This is a genomic window from Psychrobacter sp. KH172YL61 (assembly GCF_007182895.1).
Classification (GTDB): domain Bacteria; phylum Pseudomonadota; class Gammaproteobacteria; order Pseudomonadales; family Moraxellaceae; genus Psychrobacter; species Psychrobacter pacificensis.
On record NZ_AP019516.1, the window covers coordinates 2,646,391 to 2,668,221 of the forward strand.

At 42.9% G+C, this 21,831-nt stretch carries 15 protein-coding genes and 4 pseudogenes; 10 read left to right on the forward strand and 9 right to left on the reverse strand.

Annotation, left to right across the window (positions count from 1 at the left end):
* Positions 1 to 53: 53 nt before the first annotated feature.
* The 8 genes and pseudogenes from PKHYL_RS14170 to pilG all read right to left on the reverse strand — a co-directional run bounded on the left by PKHYL_RS14170 (position 54) and on the right by pilG (position 12,050).
* Positions 54 to 1,013, reverse strand: a complete 960-nt coding sequence (locus PKHYL_RS14170; RefSeq protein ID WP_240365434.1) for a chemotaxis protein CheB — start codon at positions 1,011 to 1,013, stop codon at positions 54 to 56.
* Positions 1,003 to 7,925 (reverse strand): annotated as a pseudogene (locus PKHYL_RS19035) (Hpt domain-containing protein). Before PKHYL_RS19035 ends, PKHYL_RS14170 begins: the two are co-directional and overlap by 11 nt.
* Positions 7,926 to 7,962: 37 nt before the next feature.
* Positions 7,963 to 8,583 (reverse strand): CheR family methyltransferase, encoded by a 621-nt coding sequence (locus PKHYL_RS14200; protein ID WP_332835974.1) that lies wholly within the window; start codon positions 8,581 to 8,583, stop codon positions 7,963 to 7,965.
* A complete protein-coding gene (locus tag PKHYL_RS14205) occupies positions 8,556 to 8,891 on the reverse strand; it encodes a hypothetical protein (RefSeq protein ID WP_240365438.1) in 336 nt (111 codons plus the stop codon). Before PKHYL_RS14205 ends, PKHYL_RS14200 begins: the two co-directional genes overlap by 28 nt.
* Before the next feature lie 109 nt (positions 8,892 to 9,000).
* Positions 9,001 to 10,076: pseudogene (locus tag PKHYL_RS14210) on the reverse strand (methyl-accepting chemotaxis protein); the annotation flags it as partial.
* A gap of 516 nt (positions 10,077 to 10,592) precedes the next feature.
* The gene (locus PKHYL_RS14215; protein WP_071002987.1) at positions 10,593 to 11,123 is read right to left on the reverse strand and encodes a chemotaxis protein CheW; all 531 of its coding nucleotides are present in this window, start codon (positions 11,121 to 11,123) and stop codon (positions 10,593 to 10,595) included.
* 3 nt (positions 11,124 to 11,126) lie between these two features.
* A complete protein-coding gene (locus tag PKHYL_RS14220; RefSeq protein WP_071002986.1) occupies positions 11,127 to 11,489 on the reverse strand; it encodes a response regulator in 363 nt (120 codons plus the stop codon).
* 183 nt (positions 11,490 to 11,672) lie between these two features.
* The gene (gene pilG, locus PKHYL_RS14225; RefSeq protein ID WP_057761576.1) at positions 11,673 to 12,050 is read right to left on the reverse strand and encodes a twitching motility response regulator PilG; all 378 of its coding nucleotides are present in this window, start codon (positions 12,048 to 12,050) and stop codon (positions 11,673 to 11,675) included.
* A gap of 678 nt (positions 12,051 to 12,728) precedes the next feature.
* Here pilG and PKHYL_RS14230 point away from each other — a divergent pair.
* From PKHYL_RS14230 to PKHYL_RS14265, 10 genes and pseudogenes are all read left to right on the forward strand, one after another.
* Complete coding sequence (locus PKHYL_RS14230; RefSeq protein ID WP_240365439.1) at positions 12,729 to 13,460, forward strand: hypothetical protein; 732 nt, start codon at positions 12,729 to 12,731, stop codon at positions 13,458 to 13,460.
* Positions 13,436 to 13,984 (forward strand): HlyD family efflux transporter periplasmic adaptor subunit, encoded by a 549-nt coding sequence (locus PKHYL_RS14235; protein ID WP_240365440.1) that lies wholly within the window; start codon positions 13,436 to 13,438, stop codon positions 13,982 to 13,984. Before PKHYL_RS14230 ends, PKHYL_RS14235 begins: the two co-directional genes overlap by 25 nt.
* A 307-nt stretch (positions 13,985 to 14,291) precedes the next feature.
* Positions 14,292 to 15,014, forward strand: a pseudogene (locus tag PKHYL_RS14240) (response regulator transcription factor).
* Positions 15,015 to 15,090: 76 nt separating this feature from the next.
* A complete protein-coding gene (locus tag PKHYL_RS18270) occupies positions 15,091 to 15,525 on the forward strand; it encodes a hypothetical protein (RefSeq protein ID WP_332835894.1) in 435 nt (144 codons plus the stop codon).
* Positions 15,518 to 15,895 carry a HAMP domain-containing protein gene (locus PKHYL_RS18275; protein ID WP_332835895.1) on the forward strand — a complete coding sequence of 126 codons (378 nt, stop codon included), beginning with the start codon at positions 15,518 to 15,520 and terminating at the stop codon, positions 15,893 to 15,895. The genes PKHYL_RS18270 and PKHYL_RS18275 overlap by 8 nt, the downstream gene beginning before the upstream one ends.
* Positions 15,880 to 17,142 carry an ATP-binding protein gene (locus tag PKHYL_RS18280; RefSeq protein ID WP_332835896.1) on the forward strand — a complete coding sequence of 421 codons (1,263 nt, stop codon included), beginning with the start codon at positions 15,880 to 15,882 and terminating at the stop codon, positions 17,140 to 17,142. Before PKHYL_RS18275 ends, PKHYL_RS18280 begins: the two co-directional genes overlap by 16 nt.
* 254 nt (positions 17,143 to 17,396) lie before the next feature.
* Complete coding sequence (locus tag PKHYL_RS14250) at positions 17,397 to 18,167, forward strand: methionine ABC transporter ATP-binding protein (RefSeq protein ID WP_240365441.1); 771 nt, start codon at positions 17,397 to 17,399, stop codon at positions 18,165 to 18,167.
* A 387-nt stretch (positions 18,168 to 18,554) separates the two neighbouring features.
* Positions 18,555 to 18,872: an ABC transporter permease subunit gene (locus PKHYL_RS19040; protein ID WP_442966163.1), complete on the forward strand. Its 318-nt coding sequence runs from the start codon at positions 18,555 to 18,557 to the stop codon at positions 18,870 to 18,872.
* A gap of 169 nt (positions 18,873 to 19,041) precedes the next feature.
* Positions 19,042 to 20,020, forward strand: a pseudogene (locus tag PKHYL_RS14260) (MetQ/NlpA family ABC transporter substrate-binding protein).
* A gap of 566 nt (positions 20,021 to 20,586) precedes the next feature.
* On the forward strand, positions 20,587 to 21,216 hold the full coding sequence (locus PKHYL_RS14265) for an aldo/keto reductase (RefSeq protein ID WP_240365442.1): 630 nt from the start codon (positions 20,587 to 20,589) through the stop codon (positions 21,214 to 21,216).
* An 86-nt stretch (positions 21,217 to 21,302) separates the two neighbouring features.
* On the opposite strand, the gene ccmE is transcribed toward PKHYL_RS14265, so the two are convergent.
* On the reverse strand, positions 21,303 to 21,803 hold the full coding sequence (gene ccmE / locus PKHYL_RS14270) for a cytochrome c maturation protein CcmE (protein ID WP_186473638.1): 501 nt from the start codon (positions 21,801 to 21,803) through the stop codon (positions 21,303 to 21,305).
* Positions 21,804 to 21,831 lie beyond the last annotated feature (28 nt).

Here is a 21,831-nt window from a genome sequence, read left to right on the forward strand (position 1 = left end):
GCTCACAATCAGTTAGCGTGAATGGCTTGCTGCCCTTTCACCAATATAATCAGTCAGTTTTTTGCCAAATCTGTCGGACTACCAACGAAACCACAATACCCTGAGTCAATAATAGCCTGAGGTTGACTCGGACATGCACTCAGACTAGGGTCTTGCGCCCACAACTGGCTGTTGTTGTCTTGAACCATATCCAAATACTGAGAGCCATCATTGCCCATACCCGAAAATATAATATTGATTAGATCGCTACCATAGACATCACTGGTGTTTTTTAGAATCTGACCAATAGCAGGCTTATATTCACCGCTCCATGCTTGATCTAACAAGATGACCCTACCAGCTGAATCACAGACTATTTGCTTATCAATAGGGGCTATGAGGCAATGCCCTGCTCGCAAACGCTGCGAGGACGCGATAACCTCACAGCGCCAATCATTATGGCGATTGAGTATCCGTGGTAACGTACCAATCATGGTCTGATTGAAATGATGCGCCAATAAAATACACACTGGCAGTGTCGCTGGCACATTGTCTAAAAATTCTTTTACCGCACTAGGGCCGCCCATAGACGCGCCCAGAAACACGACATACTGCCAGCTTCTTTCAGTGTCATCGCCCTTGTATTCGGGAGTATCGATCAGGGCTGGTAGTGCTAAAAGCTTTGCAAGTTTACGTTTTAACTTACGCTGCCATTTACCATATTGCTGTGCCTCATTGAGATACGGTGCTTGGCTAAAGCCCACCAAGACAGCCGCTGATTTTGACGCGATTGTTGCGGTTGCTACACTGTCGTCGTAATCACTGTCTATCAGCCAAATATCAATATCTGCATTAGACAGCTCACTTTTTTCTTGCCACTGTGCTCTTGACACACAACCTACAAGGGTAAAGCCGCAACTACGTACGGTATCTGAAAAAGCCAAGCGCTGGCGATGATCCTCTGCCATCACCAGCACTTTGATATCATGATTGCTTTTTTGCCGCAGTGCTAAAACACGTGCATTATCCGTCATTAGTTAGGCTAACCTCTTCACCTAGTAGTCTTTGAATTTTTTCAAGAAGCTCTTTTTCTTGGAATGGTTTACCCATATAGTCGTTCACCCCAATCTCTAGAGCACGCTCACGATGTTTTTCTCCAGTACGTGAGGTAATCATAATAATTGGGATATGCTGTAATCGACTATTGAATCTGACCTGAGTCGCCACCTCGAATCCATCCATACGCGGCATTTCGATATCTAACAAGATCATATCTGGTGTTGTATCTTGTAGTATCTCGATTGCATCGATGCCATCTTTGCAACCGCCACATTGAATCCTTGACGCTCCAAGAAGCGAGACGTTACCTTACGTACAGTTACTGAGTCGTCGACTACCAGTATCGTTGATTTGGTGGCGATACGTCCTCGCTTGGTACTCGCAGATTTTGAGAGGTTTTTGACCAGCTGTGCGTTACGCATTAATGCAATTAAGTCTAGGATGAGCATTACCGAGCCATCACCCATGATAGTAGCCGCTGAAATACCTGGTATGTTTGATAGTTGCTGTCCTAGAGGCTTAACAACAACTTCGATACGTGATCCTGCAATCTGATCAACTTGCAGTGCAATATTTTGCCCTGTGCGGTTTTTAATAATAATCAGCGGCAGACTGGTGTTGGTATTAACCACCAGCTCGTTCAGTTTATTACCAGATAAGATCTCGTTGAGATAGCGTACACGATATTCCGTGTCTTCAAAGTTCAATGTAGCATCATCTGAATGATAATAGTCATAGAGCTTTTCTGGGTTAACCCGTACCACGCGCTCAATCTGTACCAATGGTATTGCATAGTAACGATCTGCGGCGCGCACAACCAGCGCATCAGAAACAGCAACAGTCAATGGCAAGCGCATCGTAAATTTAGAGCCTTTGCCAAGCTCGGAGACAACAGAGACCGCACCGCCTAACTGACGAATTTCACTAATAACAACGTCCATGCCAACGCCGCGTCCAGAGATCTGTGTCACCTGCTTACTAGTACTCAGCCCAGCATTAAAGATATATTGCATAATATCAAGATCAGAGAGACTGTCATCGTCTGCATCAATAAGACCTTGAGAGATCGCTTTATTTCTTACCGCTTCTACATCGATACCACGGCCATCATCTGATAGTTGGATGACAATCTCACTACCTTCACGATGTACCTCAAGCGTAATATTACCACTGCGCTCTTTACCTGCTTTTAGACGTGCTGATGTGGTTTCGATACCGTGATCGACAGCATTTCGTAGCATATGCTCAAGCGGTGAGGTAATCCGCTCTAGGATGGTTCTGTCCATCTCATCATCAGCGTTGATGATGGTCAGCTCAACCGATTTATTCAACTCATTAGCCGTCTGCCGAACAATACGCTCAAGACGCGGTGTCAGACGCGTGAATGGTACCATACGCGAATTCATCAGCCCATCTTGCAACTCAGTCTGTGTCCGCGATAGCTGTAGCAACAGGCTTTCACTATCACGAGTCTTTTCTAATAGAGTATGGTTAATATCCACCAAATCCGAGGCAGATTCTGTCAATGATTTTGATAATTGATTCAGTGAAGAATACTGATCCATCTCGAGAGGATCGAAATCCTCATTATCAATCAGCTCATCATCTATTTGTGACAAAATCTGAGCTTCAAGCTCAATCTCCATACGGCGTAACTGATCTGCCAGTCGCTGTACCGTTGTACCCATCTCTTCGATACTGTTGGTCAAGCTACTAATACCCATATCAATACGGGCGCGGTTAATCGCTGACTCACCAGATAGATTAATCATATGCTCAATCAGACCACCTGAGATACGAATCATTTCATTACTACTAGTGCTGTCGTCCTCCTTATTGGTATTACTGAACATAGATGGCATCTCGCTAATATCTTTTGCAAGATAGTGAGGGTCTTGGTTTTCTTTGGCAATCAAAATTGCTTCGCGCTGAGACTGTAGGGATTCTTTAGGAACTTGTTTGAGACTATCAGGATTTCTCCCAAACTGCTCTAACGCCTCGATCAATAGTGCAGGCGTTGGCGGATTGACATGATGCTGAAGTATAAATACGGCATCAGCAAGCCAATCATGACTGGCAACTAGCAACTCTAATACTTTCTGAGTAGGGGGACGACGGTTACTCACAAAATCCGTATAAACCGACTCCATCTCATGAGCCAAATCAGCGATACCGGACGCAGTCACCATTCGGGCACCGCCCTTAATCGTATGCAGATCTCGCTGAAGTGCTTGTAATGCTGTGGTATTATTTGTGTCGTTCAAGAACAAATGCAGGTATTTATTACGATTGGTAAGCTCCTCCGCCTCTTCTAAGAACACCGATAATATGTCTGGATCAGGCAACCCATTAGCCCATGATTGCTTAATCATAGTGTCTAGGCTGAGCAATTCTGATGTTTCGGTATTGCTAATGGCCTCATCCGCCACTACGTTTTGAATGTCTGGTTCAAAATAGTTTTTCGGTACTGGTATGATCAGCTCTACCGTTTCTGGTAAGGTTTTTTCTTTTCAAACGTTCTTAGTTGCTCAATCAGCTCTGAGGGTGAAAAAGGATTTTTTATGATTCACGATATGCATCACTTGTTGCGACATCGTGTCTTGCACCATTTGCATAATCTCAAGCCACTGTGTCGTCGGCTCTCGTCTGTTTTCTACAAAAGACTCATAAACACTTTCTGCTTCATGAGTTAGATCACCAATACTACGAATGCCAGCCATCCGTGCGCCACCTTTAATGGTGTGCAAATGACGCTGTAATACTTTTAGCGAGTTGATATTAGTAATATCGTCACGCCATTTATTGAAACTCTCATCTAGGGCGTTATCAAGTTCTTGAGCTTCTTCTAAGAAAATCTCTAATAGCTCAATATCCGTATCAATCGTTTCAAATTGGATTTTAGGTGCTGAAATAGCTCGAACGACAAAGCCTTCGTCGTTATCGTCAAGGTTATCATTTTGATAGATACCTTGTAGCTCACTCATTACCTGCTGGTCTATTTTCAATGACGTACTACCAGCTAGGGCATCGAATAGCCCAATCAACTGGGCATGACCTGATAGCAGAATAGATTGAATATCTCTATCTCTCGCTTTATCAATATTATCACTCAGGTAACTATAGGCATTACCTAGCTCATTCAGAACGGTAATGAATTTTGGAAATGCTTGAGCTTTATCTATTAAACAGGTGATTTGTGAAATTTGCTGCGCGATATAGTCTTGACTGTGTTCTTTTCAGCATGACCGAGCGCCTCCTCTAACCCCCACTCAGCATCTAACAACGTGTCGATATTATTATCTAATAGCTCTTCTATCGTTGGTTTGCTATTAGTAACAACGGTCGCATCAGCATCACTAATGACATACTGCTCAGCCAGCATTGCTTGCAATGACGCTATGTCTTGCTCTTGCTGACTGTGTGAATCTTCTACTATGACACTACGCTGCTGAATATTTTGTTTGTAGCTACTTAAATAACCATTTATCAGCTTGGCAGATTGCGCTAAAGCCTCTAGATGTTGGGCACTCATCGCTATATCTTGCTGATGCAATAGCTCCAAACTGTGCTCTATCGCTGCGCTAACTTCGCTGATAGCAGCCAAAGCACTGGAGCCAGATGCGGCTCGTAATGTGTGAAATGCACGTACTATTTCATCCGTTATCTCAATCAGTTGCTGATCTTGATTGTCGCTGACAAATTGATCAATGTGATGAAGTAACTCTTCTGCTTCATCAATAAATATCTTACAAAATGCTTTTTTCTTCTTCGCTTTGAGGCGCTAAAACAACAGTTGCCTCTGCCATTTTTTCGTTGACAGAATGGAAGGTCTGTAGCGTCATGTCTATCGCTTCATTAGTCTCATCATAGGTAGGATTGTCTTCGTCTATGCTAGTCATCAATACAGGCTCTTGCGCGGCGTCAGCTTCAGCTTCAGCTTCAGAATGGCTTGTTGCTTGCTCATATAAGCGAGAGTAACTAAACGCATCACCCTGTTGCTTACTATAGGCATTGGCGCAGGCAATCCATAAGGGCACTAAAGCTGGGTAATCTTGGCTGTTATTTTCAAATGCTACTAACATTTCAGGATAAGCGGCCAATACATCTGACATCAGCTGACACATATCATTTGAGACAATAACACTATGATCCAATACGCGATTAAGCATATTCTCTATCGCCCATGCTAGCTCGGCGGTGTAATTAGCGCCCACCATGCGACCAGAGCCTTTTAGAGTATGAAAACCGCGACGGATATCTTTTAGAGCGGCAAGGTCAGTCGATGCTAGCTGCCAACCTTCATATAAAGGTACGATTTCGGCAAGTACTTCCTCGGCCTCTTCTATAAATATCTCTTTAATATCAGGATCTGAATCATTCGCATCGGCTGCTAATTGCTCGGTTTCTTGCATAAACGGGATAAGTACTGCTGGAATCTCTAAACCAGATAGCGATTCTGGTATATTTGTATTATTGCTTTCAGAATCTGCTCCTTCAGCACCATCAACGCTCGAAAGTAATGTTTCTAACGATACATCATCCATTGAATCAGAGTCATCGATACCTAACGCTACTTCAGCTGATGTTTCAGTGATTCCAGTCTCAAACGTATCTAAACCAGCATTGACAGGCTGCTGCGTCATTAGGTTACGACTTTTCAGAATAGTAATAGCAGGATCAGAGCTCGGTAATTGTTGTGCGGCAAAATCTGTCAGTAGCACTGGCAAACGTTCCGCCGTCTCTATTACCAGACGTACGACATCGTCTGTTACAGGGAGTGTCTTATCCAACAGACGGTTAAGTAGGTTTTCTATTGACCACGCCATCTCACTGATGCTAAAGGCACCAACCATGCGGCCTGAGCCTTTTAAGGTATGAAAGCTTCTACGGACTTCGGTCAAGGGTGTTAGATTTTGTGAATCCTGCTGCCAAATAGGAAGAAAATCTTCTAAATCAGTAATGACGTCGTTCACTTCTTCGATAAAAATATCACGAATCTCTTCATCAACTTCAAAGTTGTCAGGCTTGAGTTGTTCACGAGCACGCAGCAATGCATCACTCTCTACATTAGGATTAGTATCAGTGGTATCTTGCGTTGCTATCACCGTTTCATTATCTGAGCTGGTCACAGGTGCGATCTCACCACTATCATCATAACGAAGCACATTCATCGCGACTGGCTTTTGCGTCAGCCATGTATCGTTAGTTGTTTCTGGTGATTTCGCATACGCATTAAGAAGCTGTGATGCTTTCGCTGCATACTCATTTGCCTGCGTCAATAAGTTTTGATCAAAGACTTGCTGCGCAAGATAGTCGAGTAACAATTCAATCGAGGTCAGACTCTCCGCCAAGGCTTGGGTCACATCCCAGCTAAGTACAGCAACCTCATGAGTGAGCAGTTGTGTGAATATACTGCCTATATTTTCTATCGTCTCACTAATGACTGGCAGTCCCATATCATCAAAAGCATGGGCAATCTTGTCAAAGTCAGCAATGACTGGTAAAGACTGGATATCTTGACGTTGTATATACTCGTTAAAGCTTTCCTTGATCTCTTCAACGGCAATACGTAGCTCACGTAAGTCACTGTCAGTAGAAACTGACTCATGTCTACCTTCATCCTTTACATCACTGCTATCAAACGCTTCAGGTATAATAGCAAAAGAAGAAGAAGAAGCGCCAATTTTGAGTGATATTGCCTGCTCGGTATCGTAAATAGCACTATATAGCTCTTGTAACTTGCGCTCTATGTGCCATTGCTGCTGCGTAAACTCTGTCTCTGATAAGCGTGCTTGCTCTAAATCTGTAAGGATCGATTCAACTTGCGACGCATATTGCACCCAACCTCGACTCTCAAGCTGGCTCTTTATATATCGTAGAGGATTTATTAGCGTATCTGGCTTATCTAGATTGAAGATAAGAGTCTCAATCTCACTGAGCAATCGCGTTAAAAAACGTAAGGTCGCAGGCTCACGCTGTGATATCTCATTAAGGGTAGATTGAGTTCGCTCGCTACTATTCTCTAGGTAGATGAGCTGAATATAGACACTGTTGATCAAGCCTTTAACAAGGCTCGAAGATAAGTGCGTGGGCTGAGTAGCAGATTCTATGACGCGATCAAGCTGACCTAATAGTGGCGCATAATATTCAGGTGATGGCGCTTCATTATGGGCAAGATCACTCAGCCACAACTCGCTCAAATACCATAGACGCTGTAAATCATTGTCTTGAGTATTCTGCCATAGATATTGACTAACTTTTTCTAAAATTTGTAGAACAGGTGCCTGATTCATATTGGCAACCAGCAATTTTTGTACTTGCTGTCGCCACACCAGTAACATCTGCTGATAGTGTTGATCTTCTAAATTGGTCGTAACATTACTCGTGGGTACTGCGATCTGAATGCTATTGACAATATCTTCATGAACCATATCTTCATGAGTATCATCATTGTTTAGATGCGCATGCTGGGTATCAGTAGCATCTATAAATGCATCTGCTTCCACACCTCGTTGCGATAGTATCTGAGCAAGCTCATTAGTAGCCTTATTTATTAGAGCACGGTTGTATTTGCCTAGATGCGTATATTGATTGAGCGCATGTTGCAATAACTTATGAGAAAACTTGCCTATTTGACAGTCTCTAGCAGACAGATTGTGACTAGCCCCCAAGCTCGCCATAAAACTCAACTTATTGGCAAGATCTGCTAGTAGAGGCAAGCGAATCATAGTCAGCGCACCACTAACTTGATAGTAGTGCGATGTCATCTGTTGATAACTGTCGATATCAGCACCTGATTGCCAGCCATCAGATATCTGTGATAATTGCTGATTGAGCAGTGGCGACAACCACTCAAGCGTCACTATGTCATTGGGCTGCTTTTTCATAGGTTTATCCTAACTCGTCTAGGCACTAATTTAGGCACTAATTTTTTGCCACACATTCACTTGTGGGTGCGCAATACGGCGCATATTCGAAGGGCGCCAAAACAACGCCCTCACCTGGAGCCAATATAATATATCCCTCTACCGCACACTGCTCTGATAGCCATGCCAAAATATCACGCTGATCAAACTTGCGAAAATACAGCAGCATGTTTTGGCAGATAATCACATTTTGAAGATGCGAAGTGGGTGATTTTTGTTCAATAACATTGTGTAGAGCAAAGCTAACATAAGGTCGTAAAGCTGGCGCTACTTGCCAGTCAAACTGAGTATTGATAGACCTTTCTACTTTACTAGAAGTATCAGCCATACTCAGCTCATTACCTGCATTTTTGGTGATCAAAGGGTAAACAAACTGCTGACAATTTTGAGGAATTAATGAATACTGCCGTTGATCATATTGTCCTAATCGCGCGTTTGTAATCGCTTGCTCGCTCACATCTGTTCCCAGTATCACATGATTGGATAACTGCGCTGCTGTCAGACTCATGGCCAGTGACCAAGTCTCGTGCCCACTTGCACAACCAACGCTCCAAATGCGAAAGGGCTTACTCCTGTCATCTGCACACTTGTCTATTGCATATCGTGTGATGAAATCGATAGAAGGTTTATGACGAAAAAGCGACTCTCATGAATGAGCACTTTGTCTAATAGCTGCTGACGAATCTCATTATTCTTTGGTAATTGATACCAGAGCTGCTGAGTAGTGAGTCCATTTAATGTTGCTGTGTGGTCAATGGCATTGGTCAACCACTGCAGCTGCGTATTTGGCAATATAAAGCCAATCTCTTGTTCTATATATCTCTGCCATTGCTGTAAATTAGCACTATCGCCCTGTATCATCTCATCACCCCATACAGGTTCAAATGTATTAGATAGAGCCTTTTCTGCTTGTATATGATTGTTCACGTCGCCTGCTATTATTAATGCTGCACGGCGTCAGAACCTATACAGCATTTTAATTAAAATCTTATACAAAAAGACGTATCAATACCGATTCAATATTCAAGCTAAAAGGTTAGACAATTTCTGATAAGGTTTGTTCAGAGTTAATCATTTCATCATCTAACAATTCATCATCGTTCGATACTTTAAAGCCAGTAACCGACTCTTGTAGTGCGGCAGCCATTTCACTCAACTCACCAATAGAACGTGCTGTGGCCAACGTACCAGATGAGGTTTGTGAAGTAATATCTTGAATGATATTCATAGTATGAGAAATATGGCCAGCAGATTCAGCCTGCTGTAATGCAGCATTTGAGATGTTCTGAATCAAGTCAGCCAACGTGTTAGAAACGCTCTGTACCTCTTCTAGTGCTTCACCAGCATCTTTTGCCAAACGAGCACCACGTACTACTTCAGATGTCGTCGATTCCATCGACATAACAGCCTCATTAGTATCCGCCTGAATGGTTTTTACCAACGTTTCAATCTGTTTGGTCGCATTCGCTGAACGCTCAGCCAGACGCTGAACCTCATCAGCAACAACTGCAAAGCCTCGACCAGCCCTCACCTGCCATCGATGCCTGAATGGCGGCGTTCAATGCCAGAACGTTGGTTTGGTCTGCAATATCGTTAATCAAGCCAACGATATCACCAATCTCTTGAGAAGACTCACCAAGGCGCTTGATACGTTTCGATGTCTCTTGAATCTGATCACGAATAACGTTCATACCTTCAATCGAACGCTGTACAACTTCTGCCCCATTATAGGCAATGGCAACTGAACGCTGAGCAACCGTCGCAGACTCTGACGCATTATTCGAAACTTGGTCAATTGACACGGTCATCTCATTAATAGCGGCTGATACACCAGCAATTTCTTGCGCTTGATGTTCAGAAGCTTCAGCAAGCTCAACAGCGTTCATCTGCGTTTGATCTGAAGACTGTGCAACTCGGTCGGCAGTACTGTTAATAACCAAGACCAATTGACGTAATTGGTCAATTGCGAAGTTGACTGAATCAGCAATTGCCCCTGTAAAGTCTTCTGACACGGTAGCATTGACCGTCAAATCACCTTCTGCCAAATCCCCCTAACTCATCAAGTAGGCGTAGAATAGCGATCTGGTTACGTTCATTTTCTTCTTGAATTTGACGAGCTCGTTCAGACTCTGCTTCTGCTTCTTGACGGCGGCGTAAGGTTTCTTTTTCAATCAGCAAACGCTCCGATCCCCCACGTTGCTTAAGCAATTGATACGAGGCAAACATAATACCCAAAGCACCAATAGCAAAGACAAGTGCTGGTAAAACAATTGTTTGATTAAAGTTAGTAAAGTCTTGACTCACCGATAACACCGCGTTAGCCAACCAAACGACACAGACCACACTCAGCAGAATAAAAAATCCTAATAATAGATTCCACGTATTATTGGTCTCTTTGCCTTCTACAGTTGTGTTGCCTGTACCAGCTACAGGTTTTCTTTTAACATCACTCATCTTGCGTATCCCTTTCAAACAATCGTCAAAGTCTTATCGTGACTGACTTTGACAATCTTGTTGTTATCAAAACAATGATTAGCAAAGCCTGTATAAATACTGACATTCCACTGTATCGTGTCAGCCGCTATTAATCTGTCGTTACCGAATAAATAGATGTTTTATTGTCGATTACTATATCGCAGCATCTGAATACTGCAGATCTTGTGCCAGCAAGCTTGGCATGAAAACGTACCACTCCTGCTCGTCTTTCAAAAACTTACCATGGTTATAAGGTGCAAATGGTGAATTGGAATCAATCGCTTCTGGGCGGTAATGTTCCTGAGTGAACTGTTCGATACCAAGCACTTGATCGACCAGTAGCCCTGAAAAGTTATTATCGTGATCGATCACAATAACTTTGCGCTGGCTTAGCTGTGGCAAGCGGCTTGGCACTTGTAAAAAGCGTGACAAATCCGTCAAAGGTAGTAGTCGTCCGCGAATATTGGCAATACCTAGCATCCAAGGCTTTACTAGAGGTAAGCTAGTGTATTCTGGCATGGATAACACCTCTGATACCTGACCCATAGGAGCAACTAAGCGCTGACCACCAATCTCAAATACCACCCCTTGCCAATCAAACTCTTGACCACCGCGGCGACCGCTTTTGCGCGCACGTGCCAAATCTGCTAGACGCAGAAGCTCAATGAATCCTCTAGAGGCCACAAGTTACTCCATCACTTTGCGAATCATATTGACCAATACGTTTTCATCGACTGGCTTATTCATATACTCTTTGGCACCTTGACGCTTGCCCCACACTCTATCGGTTTCTTGATTTTTGGTACTGATCATAATGACAGGTATATGAGCGGTGGTTTTGCCGCGAGTGATTTTTCGCGTAGCCTGAAAACCGTTCATTTCTGGCATTACTACATCCATTAAAATGACATCTGGCAGATGATCAGCTGCCATCTGACAGCCCTGCTCGCCATTTGATGCTTCTAATACTTGAAAGTTATTTTTAGAAAGCATGTCGCGAAATTTCGCCATTTCTGATGGTGAGTCGTCAATGACTAAAACGGTAGCCATAGGATTTTCCTTTATTTTCTAAAATATCTATGAGGATATATTGTTGATAAAACGACTGAAAATAATGGCCAACATCTTATTCGTGATTTATTTTTATGCTAGTCACTTAGTATGTTAGTCACTTAAATAGTGAGTCATTATTTTTAATCTTAGCAATCACTATATTTGAGTCTATAGAGCTGATTAACGGTACTGGTTAATCGCATCAAAAAGCTCATCTTTACTAAATGGTTTGGTCAAATACTCATCAGATCCGACGATGCGGCCACGGGCTTTATCAAATAAGCCATCTTTAGATGACAACATAATCACGGGTTTATTAGCATAATCAGGGTTATTTTTTATGAGTGCACAAGTCTGATAGCCATCTAAGCGCGGCATCATGATGTCGACAAAAATAATATCTGGGTTGTTATCAACAATTTTTGCTAAGGCATCGAAGCCATCTATAGCGGTTACGACTTCACAACCCGCTTTTTGTAGCAAGGTTTCTGCGGTACGGCGAATGGTTTTTGAATCATCAATCACCATTACTTTCAAACCTTCAAAATTATTTTCCATTATCATTATCCTATGAACGACTATTTATTCGTAACGCTCTCTGTCTATATAAAGCTCTAACAATCATCTTAAGTCATGATATCAGTCAATATGAGACCAATACAAAAGACTGAGACTTCATTAGACCTTTTATGACAGTGAATACCTTTTATCAGTGTCTGCCCATCAAACACAGCGTCAACATGAGTTACTATACGCACTTTGCTCGTAATAAGCTCATAAAATTGAGTGCGATTCTTAGCTTTTTAGGCCTGATATTTTACTTCTATAACCATCAAGCAAAGTCGTATTATCTCTTAAAACACTCAAAAGTTTTTGAACTCACTTACTTTCAGTGACAACGTCATTTAAACAACGAGGCAACCAACTTTATGATATCCCTGCATTATATAGAATCAATAACCACATTGCTGAATAATTTTCTTTTGTGATAAAAATGTATCACAGTATTTCGTTATGTTTGTTTTAGCACAGTTATTGATGCTTTTCCAGTCATTAGCGAATTAATGTTCTAACTAATGAGTATCATAAACCGCTGTTCTTATTTAATAAGTCGGCAACCTCATCTATTTTCTTATGACAAACGCTTACGCATCTAAGATTAGTAAGTGTGGCGCAATTGTTCCACCGCGTATCTATTCACTATATAATGAAACGACGACTATAACGGTGACTGCTATGACAGCCTTTAAACATTCCAAAAAAAGCCTCTACTTGCTCAGCGTTTTATTGCTTGCTGCTTGTCAACCCTCACCATCTGAGAATGAATCAGTCGCTCCTGAAAACACGGCAACGGCAGACTCCCCCGTTGTCATTACCAGTGATAGTGTCACGATCACACCAGAACACATACTCAGTATAAAGTCTTCCCGTTATCAGCCAAGTCTAGGGCTGCAAGGTAGCATCGAGCCTATCAAACAAACCAAATTTTTTGCAGTACATCCCGTCAATATAGAAAAAACGTTCGTTAGCGAAGGTCAATGGGTAGAAAAAGGTACGCCTTTACTAGTTGTCAGGCGTTTGGCGGCGGTGAGTGATCCTACCGTAAAATCAGACACATCTACAGAAGCCAACTCTTCTAAAGAAGAGATAGTGACAAGCACTACCAATAATAAGAAACCAGAGAATACACCAAGTATTGACGACAATTCTGACTCTAGCTCTACTAAGGCTTTATCTGTTGATAATGATGCTAATGTAAATAATACTAACAATGATAAAAAAGAGTCGTCAGCAGCAAACCTTGTGACAGATAATAGTGATAACGCCGATAGTAATGGTATAAAAACTGCTACTAAAAAACCGAACCCACAATATAATTTGGTGACGATAACTGCTAGCTTTTCAGGTCGTGTAGAAAACCTATATGCCACAACTGGTGAAAAATGGCGGCGCGCACGCCCCTATTAGAAATTAGTGACGAGACCAAATTGCACTTTGCGGCGACACTACCCATTCAAGCGGAGCCTCAGCTTTCAGTTGGTCAGACTGTCAATTTTACGACCGAAGGTATCACTGACAAGTTTACAGGTCAGGTCAGTAAGCTTGTGCCTACCAGCCAGCCAAAAAAACTGTTGGTGTATGTTAACGTCATTGACAATGAAGCCAGCCGTGACAAGCTACAACCAGAAATAAAGGTCACGGGGCGAGTCAATTATGGACAAATAGACGTAGGTACTATCGTGCCCAAGCGCGCCTTACATGATGTTGACTTAACAGAGTTACAAAAACCGCCTTATATGCCGCTTAAACCGTTGACCGCCAATGTCTGGATTATTGGCCAAGACCAGCGTTTGACACGCCAGCCTATTGAGGTTGTTGAGTATGATCCGACCACGCAACAATATTTGATTGCTGGTGTGAGTAACGATAGTTTAATTTGCTTGGCTGACTTACCTATTGACTCTGAAGGCAAAAAAGTCATCGTGTCATAGCCATTCACGCTGACAGTTACATTTGGTAGAAACATTAACAAAGCCTATCTTGTTTTGTAACAGCATCATTAGGCAATATAGTCGTACTATATATAGCACTATCCGAGTATTTAGGACTATCTTTATCACTACGTATTTTTATCATCATGATAGTTCAGTACTCTAAAACACCTGAAAACTTAGAGGCTCAGAGGTTTAATGGCATAGAATGTAAAAACTATTGATACTTCTATCATAGTTATCATAGTTAAGCGACTAGCACACATTAGACCTTTGGCAAATTATAAGAACAATTAGAGGATATCCCATGAGCAAGCAGATTTTATTGATTGAAGATGATCCAGATTTAGCAGAGCTGATCAGTGATTATTTGACCATGAATTACTATGACGTCCATCATGCAGGTTTGGGTCAAGAAGGCCTTGATCTGTTAGATACCAAAGAGCGTGATATCGATTTGGTCGTACTTGATTTGATGCTACCTGACATGGATGGCATGCAAGTATGTCAAAAAATTCGTGGCAACAAGAATAATATGACCAATAAAGTACCTATTATTATGCTGACCGCAAAGGGGATACAACTGATCGCGTGTTAGGTTTGGAGATGGGTGCTGATGACTATATCGCAAAGCCTTTCGAGCCGCGTGAGCTTCTCCGCCCGTATCCGTGCTGTTATCCGCCGTCATGAGCAGCCAAACCAAGCAGATAGCCAGTCAGATAGCTTAACCTTTGGTCGTTTGAGTGTGTTCCCTGACAGTCACGAAGTTACTATCGATGATGAGCCTGTACGTTTAACGACACATCAGTTCCAATTACTACACTATTTTGCTACCCATTCTGGCAAAGTGCTAAATCGCGAGCAGCTTTGGCAGGCAATGCCAAACGACGACAGCTCAGACAACATCGATCGTGCCATTGACGTGCATATTTCACGTTTGCGTGCTTTGATCGAAGACAACCCACGTCAACCAAAACGCATTATCACGGTGCGCGGTGTTGGTTATCAATTTGCCACTGATCAGGTTTGATCATAAAAGACGGATTAATCGATAGAGAGCATATTAAGCTCAGTCGATATTAGTGTCCAATAACAGAGATTGTTTAATGCAGCAATTGGGTTTTCGTTCCGTATTTGCCAAACTATTTGCCAGCGTTATGCTGGCACTTATTTTATTTGCAGTTGCTATGGTGCTATTGACCCAATTGGTGCATGACAAGGACGCAGGAATCCGATCAGAGATATTGGCCACGCAGATTTTGGGTCAGATTGATCCCTTTCTGCATGAGCTAAATATCTCTATCAGCAAGGACAATCACCTACAATCACGATTTATGCTAGCTGTTGTCAAAAAAAGCTTTGATATTTTTGATGAGTCTTTGCAGGCGAAAATGGGGTTGTACGACAGCGAAGGTCGGTTGTTGATGCAAACTGACAATAGCGACTTGCCACTAGAGCTACCACCTACGCCTTCATTGTTTTCACGTGTATTCCCCCTCTCTTGCCGATACGTCTCCGACCAAGCAAGCTCAAGTGTATAGCAGCACAGGCTATACCTTGCTGTATGAGTCACGCCTACCACCCAAAAAACCGGTTCTCTCTGCCGCCCTTAATCTGTTTACAGGTACGTTGCTGCTGCTCATTATTATGGCAGGAGTGTTGTGGCTGATTGCCCGTACAATGACGTGGCGTATTGATCAATTAAGCCAGCAAATGGCGCAGTTGGGTGATGGTGATTTTACGGTACGAGTGAACGCTCGTGGTAACGATGAAATTGCCTCGCTGGCCAAAGGGTTCAACCAAGCAGCACAAAAATTGAACATCTTGTCGATGCCAATAATCTACTACTGGCGCACGCCTCTCATGAACTACGCACGCCGATTACTCGTATTCGCTTGCAGATTGAGATGATGGATATGTTGGCAAGCGGGCTGCCAGCAGATACCAAGTCCAAGTTTGATAAACGCGCTCATGCCATCACTCGCGATCTGTCAGGTCTCAATGATTTGGTCGAAAGTATATTGTTGGTCAGCCGTCTAGACGCAGGTCATGCCTTGCAGCAAATTGAAAACTTGGATTTATACGATTTGGTCAATCAAGAACGTCAGCACTATCCTGAAGCCACGTTGATTGGTGAGCACATCATGATTGATGGTCAATCATCAATGTTGACTCATCTCATTCGCAATCTACTGACCAATGCCATGCTTCATGGCAAGCCGCCCGTTACCGTGTTACTGTACGGCGTTCAGACTATCGAAGATGCTGGCACTGTTCCTGATTACCTATTGCAGACCGTGCTCTCTAGCAGTTTCACCGATTATAATAGCTTGTTGGATTTTGACTCTTATGAAGGGTCGCTTGATACCAATAGTGATGAGCAGGAGTCTGCTTCACCCGAAAATGCCGACTCTACTCTGAGCAATAAAGACAAAATTGATTCAGTCGAGCCAATAGCTGTCTTGCCAGCACCGCCAATCTACAAGAATGGCGAAAATCTAACAGTCGATGAAGATGTAAATGCTGATCTTAACTTTATTAAAAACACCCCAAGCTCTGTAAAACCTAATGCTCATATTGCTAGCACCGATTTAGATAAAGTGATTTGGAAGGCCGTTCCTGATTCTAAAGACACTCTAGACTCTAATAAAGGCGTACATGATAATCTTATCGAATCTACAGATGGAACAATCGACAATCGTGCGCATGCTCTTGAAAACGATAGCAATAGAAAAACTGACAAAGTAGCAACTGATACAACTATCCACAAAAATGGCAGCAAAGATAAAGCGAAAAACAGTGCTAAAGCCAACACCCAAAATAATAACGAAGCCGCAGCCACACCGCGTAAAGAAGGCTTATTTGCTAAGCATCTCAAAAAGGCAAAAACTGAGCCGGTACGTCCCCTACCAAAATATGCAGTACTAGCGGTGATTGATGAAGGCACAGGTATTCCTGAAGAAAAACGCGAAGAAGTGTTTAGCCCATTTGTACGGTTACAGCAAAAGAATAAAGGGTCAGGGTTGGGGCTTTCTTTGGTTTCTCAGATTGTCACCGCGCATCAAGGGCGGATCACTACTGATACGCTAAACGGTCATACTCGCTTTTTAGTCGCCATACCCGTTGAACATGACCCTCATTACAATCAGCATGAGTAGTCAGCTATATTTGAAAATACGTTACTTTGTTGATATTACTTCCACTGATACCCCTCAAACATTCCTTCCTTAATAGCTATTCATCATAAGTCAGTCACGGATGTGCATATCCAAAGTGACTGATAATATGCTATATTACCGCCCCTTATTATACGGTTATTGACTATTGTCGTTTTGATGGGCTTCTTATCTAGTAATAGAAGCATAACAACACACGATGACCATTAAAAAATTTATTGAATTTTGAGCCCTCCATGAATGACATGATTGTCTTAAACGATGTGACCAAAAGGTTTTTAAGCGACCGATCAATCAAAGACAAAGACGGCAAACCACATTGGTTTACTGCTGTTGAGCCGACATCTCTGACTATCAAACAAGGCGAGATTTTTGGTCTAATGGGCTATTCAGGCGCAGGTAAATCGACCTTGTTGCGCTTGATTAACATGCTTGAGCGTCCAGATTCAGGCCAAGTGGTGATAGACGGTACTGACTTGACCACGCTATCTGCCAGTGAACTGCGTATTGCTCGTCATAATATCGGTATGATTTTTCAGCAGTTCAATCTCATGTCTAATCAAACGGTTTTTGACAACGTAGCATTTAATTTAAAAGTGTCAGGCTATCCTAGCCGCGATATTCATAAACGCGTTATGGAATGTCTTGAGATTGTCGATTTAACTAATCGCGCTGGACATTATCCTGCGCAGCTATCCGGTGGGCAAAAGCAACGTGTCGGTATTGCCCGCGCGATTGCCCCGAGTCCAAAAGTATTGCTGGCCGATGAGCCAACCAGTGCGCTTGACCCTGCAACGACTCGCAGTTTGCTGACTTGTTTGCGCGATATCAATGAGCAACTTGGTGTGACCATCGTCATCGTAACCCATGAGATGAGCGTCATTCGCAGACTCTGTGATCGCGCAGCATTATTACATCAAGGTCAGCTATTAGAAGTGGCCGATGTACGAGATGGTCTGATTCAGGCAACTACCCCGATTGGCAAAGGCTTAGTCGTTGAGGACTAATGAGGCAGGAGAAATAGATATGTTAACTGGTACTGAATTATCCGCCTCTATAGACAAGCTGCTTGCCCTACGCAAAGAGATTGTGAGTGCGTTTGTTGATACGTTTATCATGCTTGGTATTTCAACCACGGTCGCCATCCTTATCGGTGGGCTCTTTGGCGTATTCTTGTTTTTGTCCAGTGACCGACAATTTTTGCAAAACAAGACACTCTATGGCGTACTTGGCGCCATTACCAACTTTATGCGCGCCTTCCCTTTTGTGATTTTGATGATTGCGATGAGTCCGTTTACCAAAGCTATCGTCGGTACTGGTATCGGTCCGATTGCCGCCTCTCGTCCCTTGCGATTGCAGGTTCGTTTTATTTTGCGCGTTTGGTTGAGCAAAATTTGCGTGAAGTACCGCGCGGTATTATTGAAGCAACTGAATCGATGGGCGCCAGACCTTTTACAATCATCAAAGTACTGCTCAATGAAGCGCGCTCAGGATTGGTACTCTCGGTCACTATTCTTTGTATCAGCTTACTCTCTTACTCAGCAGCGGCTGGTATGATCGGCGGTGGTGGTTTGGGTGATTTGGCCATTCGTTATGGCTATTATCGCTATCAGACCGAGGTGATGATTTTTATCGTGCTGGTGTTGTCAGTGATGGTGATATCGATTCAAGCGTCTGGCAACTGGCTCGCCAATCGTTTAGACAAACGTTAAACCGCTTTAGAGAATACTTGACATTACGAGCGACTAGGTTTATTTTTGGCAACACTCAACCCTTATCTCAGCTCTCACAAAAAAGCAGCATTACTATTTATAATGTTGCTTTTTTAATGTTTCGACGATAAACGCTTTACTCAATTTTATTCATTATTAAGGACGTATTATGAAATTAACAGATATCAGCCGTCAGTTAGCCACCGCATTTGCCGCTGTTGGCGTATCAGGTTTGGTCTTAGTCGGTTGCAGCAACTCATCAGCGCCAGAAGCGAACCAAGAGCCTGTCACTGAAGGTACCACTGCAGAAACGACTGCGAGCACTAGTGACATCGATCCTGAACACACCAAAATTGTTATCGGTACGACTGAAGGTGATTTTGCTGATATGGTTCGTAACCAAGTAAAAGGCACACTTGAAGCTCAGGGTTATGAGGTTGAGTTAGTTGCATTTACTGATTATGTTCGTCCCAACCTTGCCTTGGCAGAAGGCGACTTGGACATCAACATTTTCCAGCACAAGCCATATCTTGATACCTTCAAAAAGAGAACAACCTTGATCTCGTTGAAGTATTCCAAGTACCAACCGCCCCGCTTGGTATCTACTCAGGCAAAAAGTCTAGCCTAGATGAAGCATTCAAAGGCATGAGTGTTTCTGCACCGAACGATCCAAGTAACTTTGCTCGTGCGTTGGTCATGATGGACGATCTTGGCTGGATTAAACTAAAAGACGGTATCGACCCATTGACTGCATCAAAAGCTGACATCGCTGACAACAGCAAATACGATATCGATATCGTTGAGCTAGAAGCGGCTCAATTACCACGCGCGCGTGATGAAGTTGACTTTGCCGTGATCAACGGTAACTATGCAACTGACTCTGGCATCAAGCTGACCGAAGCATTGTTCCAAGAGCCAAGCTTTGCTTATGTGAACTGGTCAGCGATCAAATCTGCTGATACTGGTAAGAAATGGGTTGAAGATGTCACCAATGCCTATAACTCAGAGGCTTTCAAAAGTACGCGCATGAAACGTTCCCTGGCTACAAGTACCCAAAAATCTGGGGTTCTGACACTAGTGCAAGCACTGATACCGCAGCTAAAACTGACAGTACTGAAACGGTAGAAACAGAAGCCGCGGCTCAATAAGACACTAAAATCATCAGTGCCCAGCCATACGGGTACCTCAATGATTATAGGCGCTCACCACTTAACCGTGGTGGGCGTTTTTTAATGTCTTCGTTTTGCTGATCTTACCTCTTTTTAAGCTTCCTATCATCCCTAACAGGTTATCGAGTTCACGTTACAGCCTGTTTGTCCTTTGTAGGGATGCGTCACACGCTCTTTCACTTTGCTCTAGTTTTTCTTATAGTAGACAAACTTGATTATTAGATTAGCTAAACAACTGCTAAGTTTTCCTACTAGTATTAAATGTTTTGTTTAAAACCATTTTTAACTCAAGACATACTATAAATTATAAATAAAATAAGGATAAAAATATGAGGACTAAAAACTATAATATTCGTACCGCAGGACAAGCAAATATTCCCGTTCTAGGACTGGGTACTTGGCAATCAACTGGTCAAGACTGCGTAGACGTGGTTAAAAAGCTTTAGAAATGGGCTACGAGCACATTGATACCGCTCAAGCGTATGAAAATGAAAAGAAGTGGGCGAAGGTATCAAGCAATCCGGCGTGGCGCGCGATAAATTCTTTTGACGACCAAAATTTTTCCAGATGACATGAAATTTGAGCCAGAAAAGCTCAAAGCTGCAGCTAAAAAGTCTCTAGAAAATTTGGGCGTGGACTATGTCGATCTATTGCTACTACATTGGCCAGATGATCGTGTACCATTATCTGAGACCATCCCTGCCTTGTGTGAGCTGCAAAAGCAAGGGTTGACCCGCCATATCGGTGTGTCTAATTTTAATATTGATCACATCATCGAAGCCAAAAAATATGCGGATGTACCAATCGTTGTGAACCAAGTAGAATTCCATCCGTTCATCAAGCAAGATACCTTGCAGGCATTTTTGAATAACCATCATATTTTGCTAGAAGCTTACTCACCACTCGCTCGTGGCGATGTATTTGATAACGATATCATCAAAGAGATTGCAGATAAGCACAACGTCACGCCAGCACAAATCTCATTGGCATGGATCTTATCAGACAAACACCGCGTTGCCATCCCAAAAACGTCTAACCCTGATCACTTAAAAGGCAATTTAGACGCCATCAAAGTAGAGTTGAGTGCAGATGAATTAGAAAAAATCGGCAAGCTAGCCAGTTCTGATGGTCGTAAGATTGAGCATCCTGATTATAGCCCTGAATGGGATGACTAATCATTAGCTGAATAGCTAAATACAATGTATTAAAAAGGCCACCGACTATCGGTGGCCTTTTTATATGTCATCAATACTTATCATCATTACTGTTGCAGGGTTTCAGTCTCATGAATTCTTTCGGCAGGATTATATTGTTCAGAAGAAGGCACTGCCCCGCTACGATTGTTTTCTTTCATTGATTTAGCGACTTCTGGTGGCATATAGTTTTCGTCATGCTTTGCCAATACTTCACCAGCGACAAAGGTATCGCCTTGCATCTTGCCTGTAGCCACCACACCTGAGTTTTCGGCAAATAAGTCTGGCAAAATACCTTGATAAGTCACAGGTACGGTTGATTGAAAGTCAGTAATCGCAAACTCAACATTCAATGGATTGTCTGCTGCACGCTGCACACTACCAGCCACCACCATACCACCAGCACGAATACGCTTGTCTTGAGGCGCCTCACCTTGAGCGATAGCGGTCGCATCAAAATAATAGTCGGTTTGCTGCCCGATAGCATAAATAACCAATATGACTGCTACAGCTGCACCTGCCAGCGTAAACATCACCCACGTCAGTTTTTTCCGACGAACTGCATTCATACCTCTACCTCGTTGATGAGTCTCTGTT

Coding starts and splice junctions, on each gene's coding strand:
- PKHYL_RS14250 (WP_240365441.1), top strand. CDS start 17,397: ATGAATGACATGATTGTCTTAAACGATGTGACCAAAAGGTTTTTAAGC.
- PKHYL_RS14230 (WP_240365439.1), top strand. CDS start 12,729: ATGACAGCCTTTAAACATTCCAAAAAAAGCCTCTACTTGCTCAGCGTT.
- pilG (WP_057761576.1), bottom strand. CDS start 12,050: ATGGAAAATAATTTTGAAGGTTTGAAAGTAATGGTGATTGATGATTCA.
- PKHYL_RS14220 (WP_071002986.1), bottom strand. CDS start 11,489: ATGGCTACCGTTTTAGTCATTGACGACTCACCATCAGAAATGGCGAAA.
- PKHYL_RS14235 (WP_240365440.1), top strand. CDS start 13,436: ATGGCGGCGCGCACGCCCCTATTAGAAATTAGTGACGAGACCAAATTG.
- PKHYL_RS18270 (WP_332835894.1), top strand. CDS start 15,091: ATGCAGCAATTGGGTTTTCGTTCCGTATTTGCCAAACTATTTGCCAGC.
- PKHYL_RS14170 (WP_240365434.1), bottom strand. CDS start 1,013: ATGACGGATAATGCACGTGTTTTAGCACTGCGGCAAAAAAGCAATCAT.
- ccmE (WP_186473638.1), bottom strand. CDS start 21,803: ATGAATGCAGTTCGTCGGAAAAAACTGACGTGGGTGATGTTTACGCTG.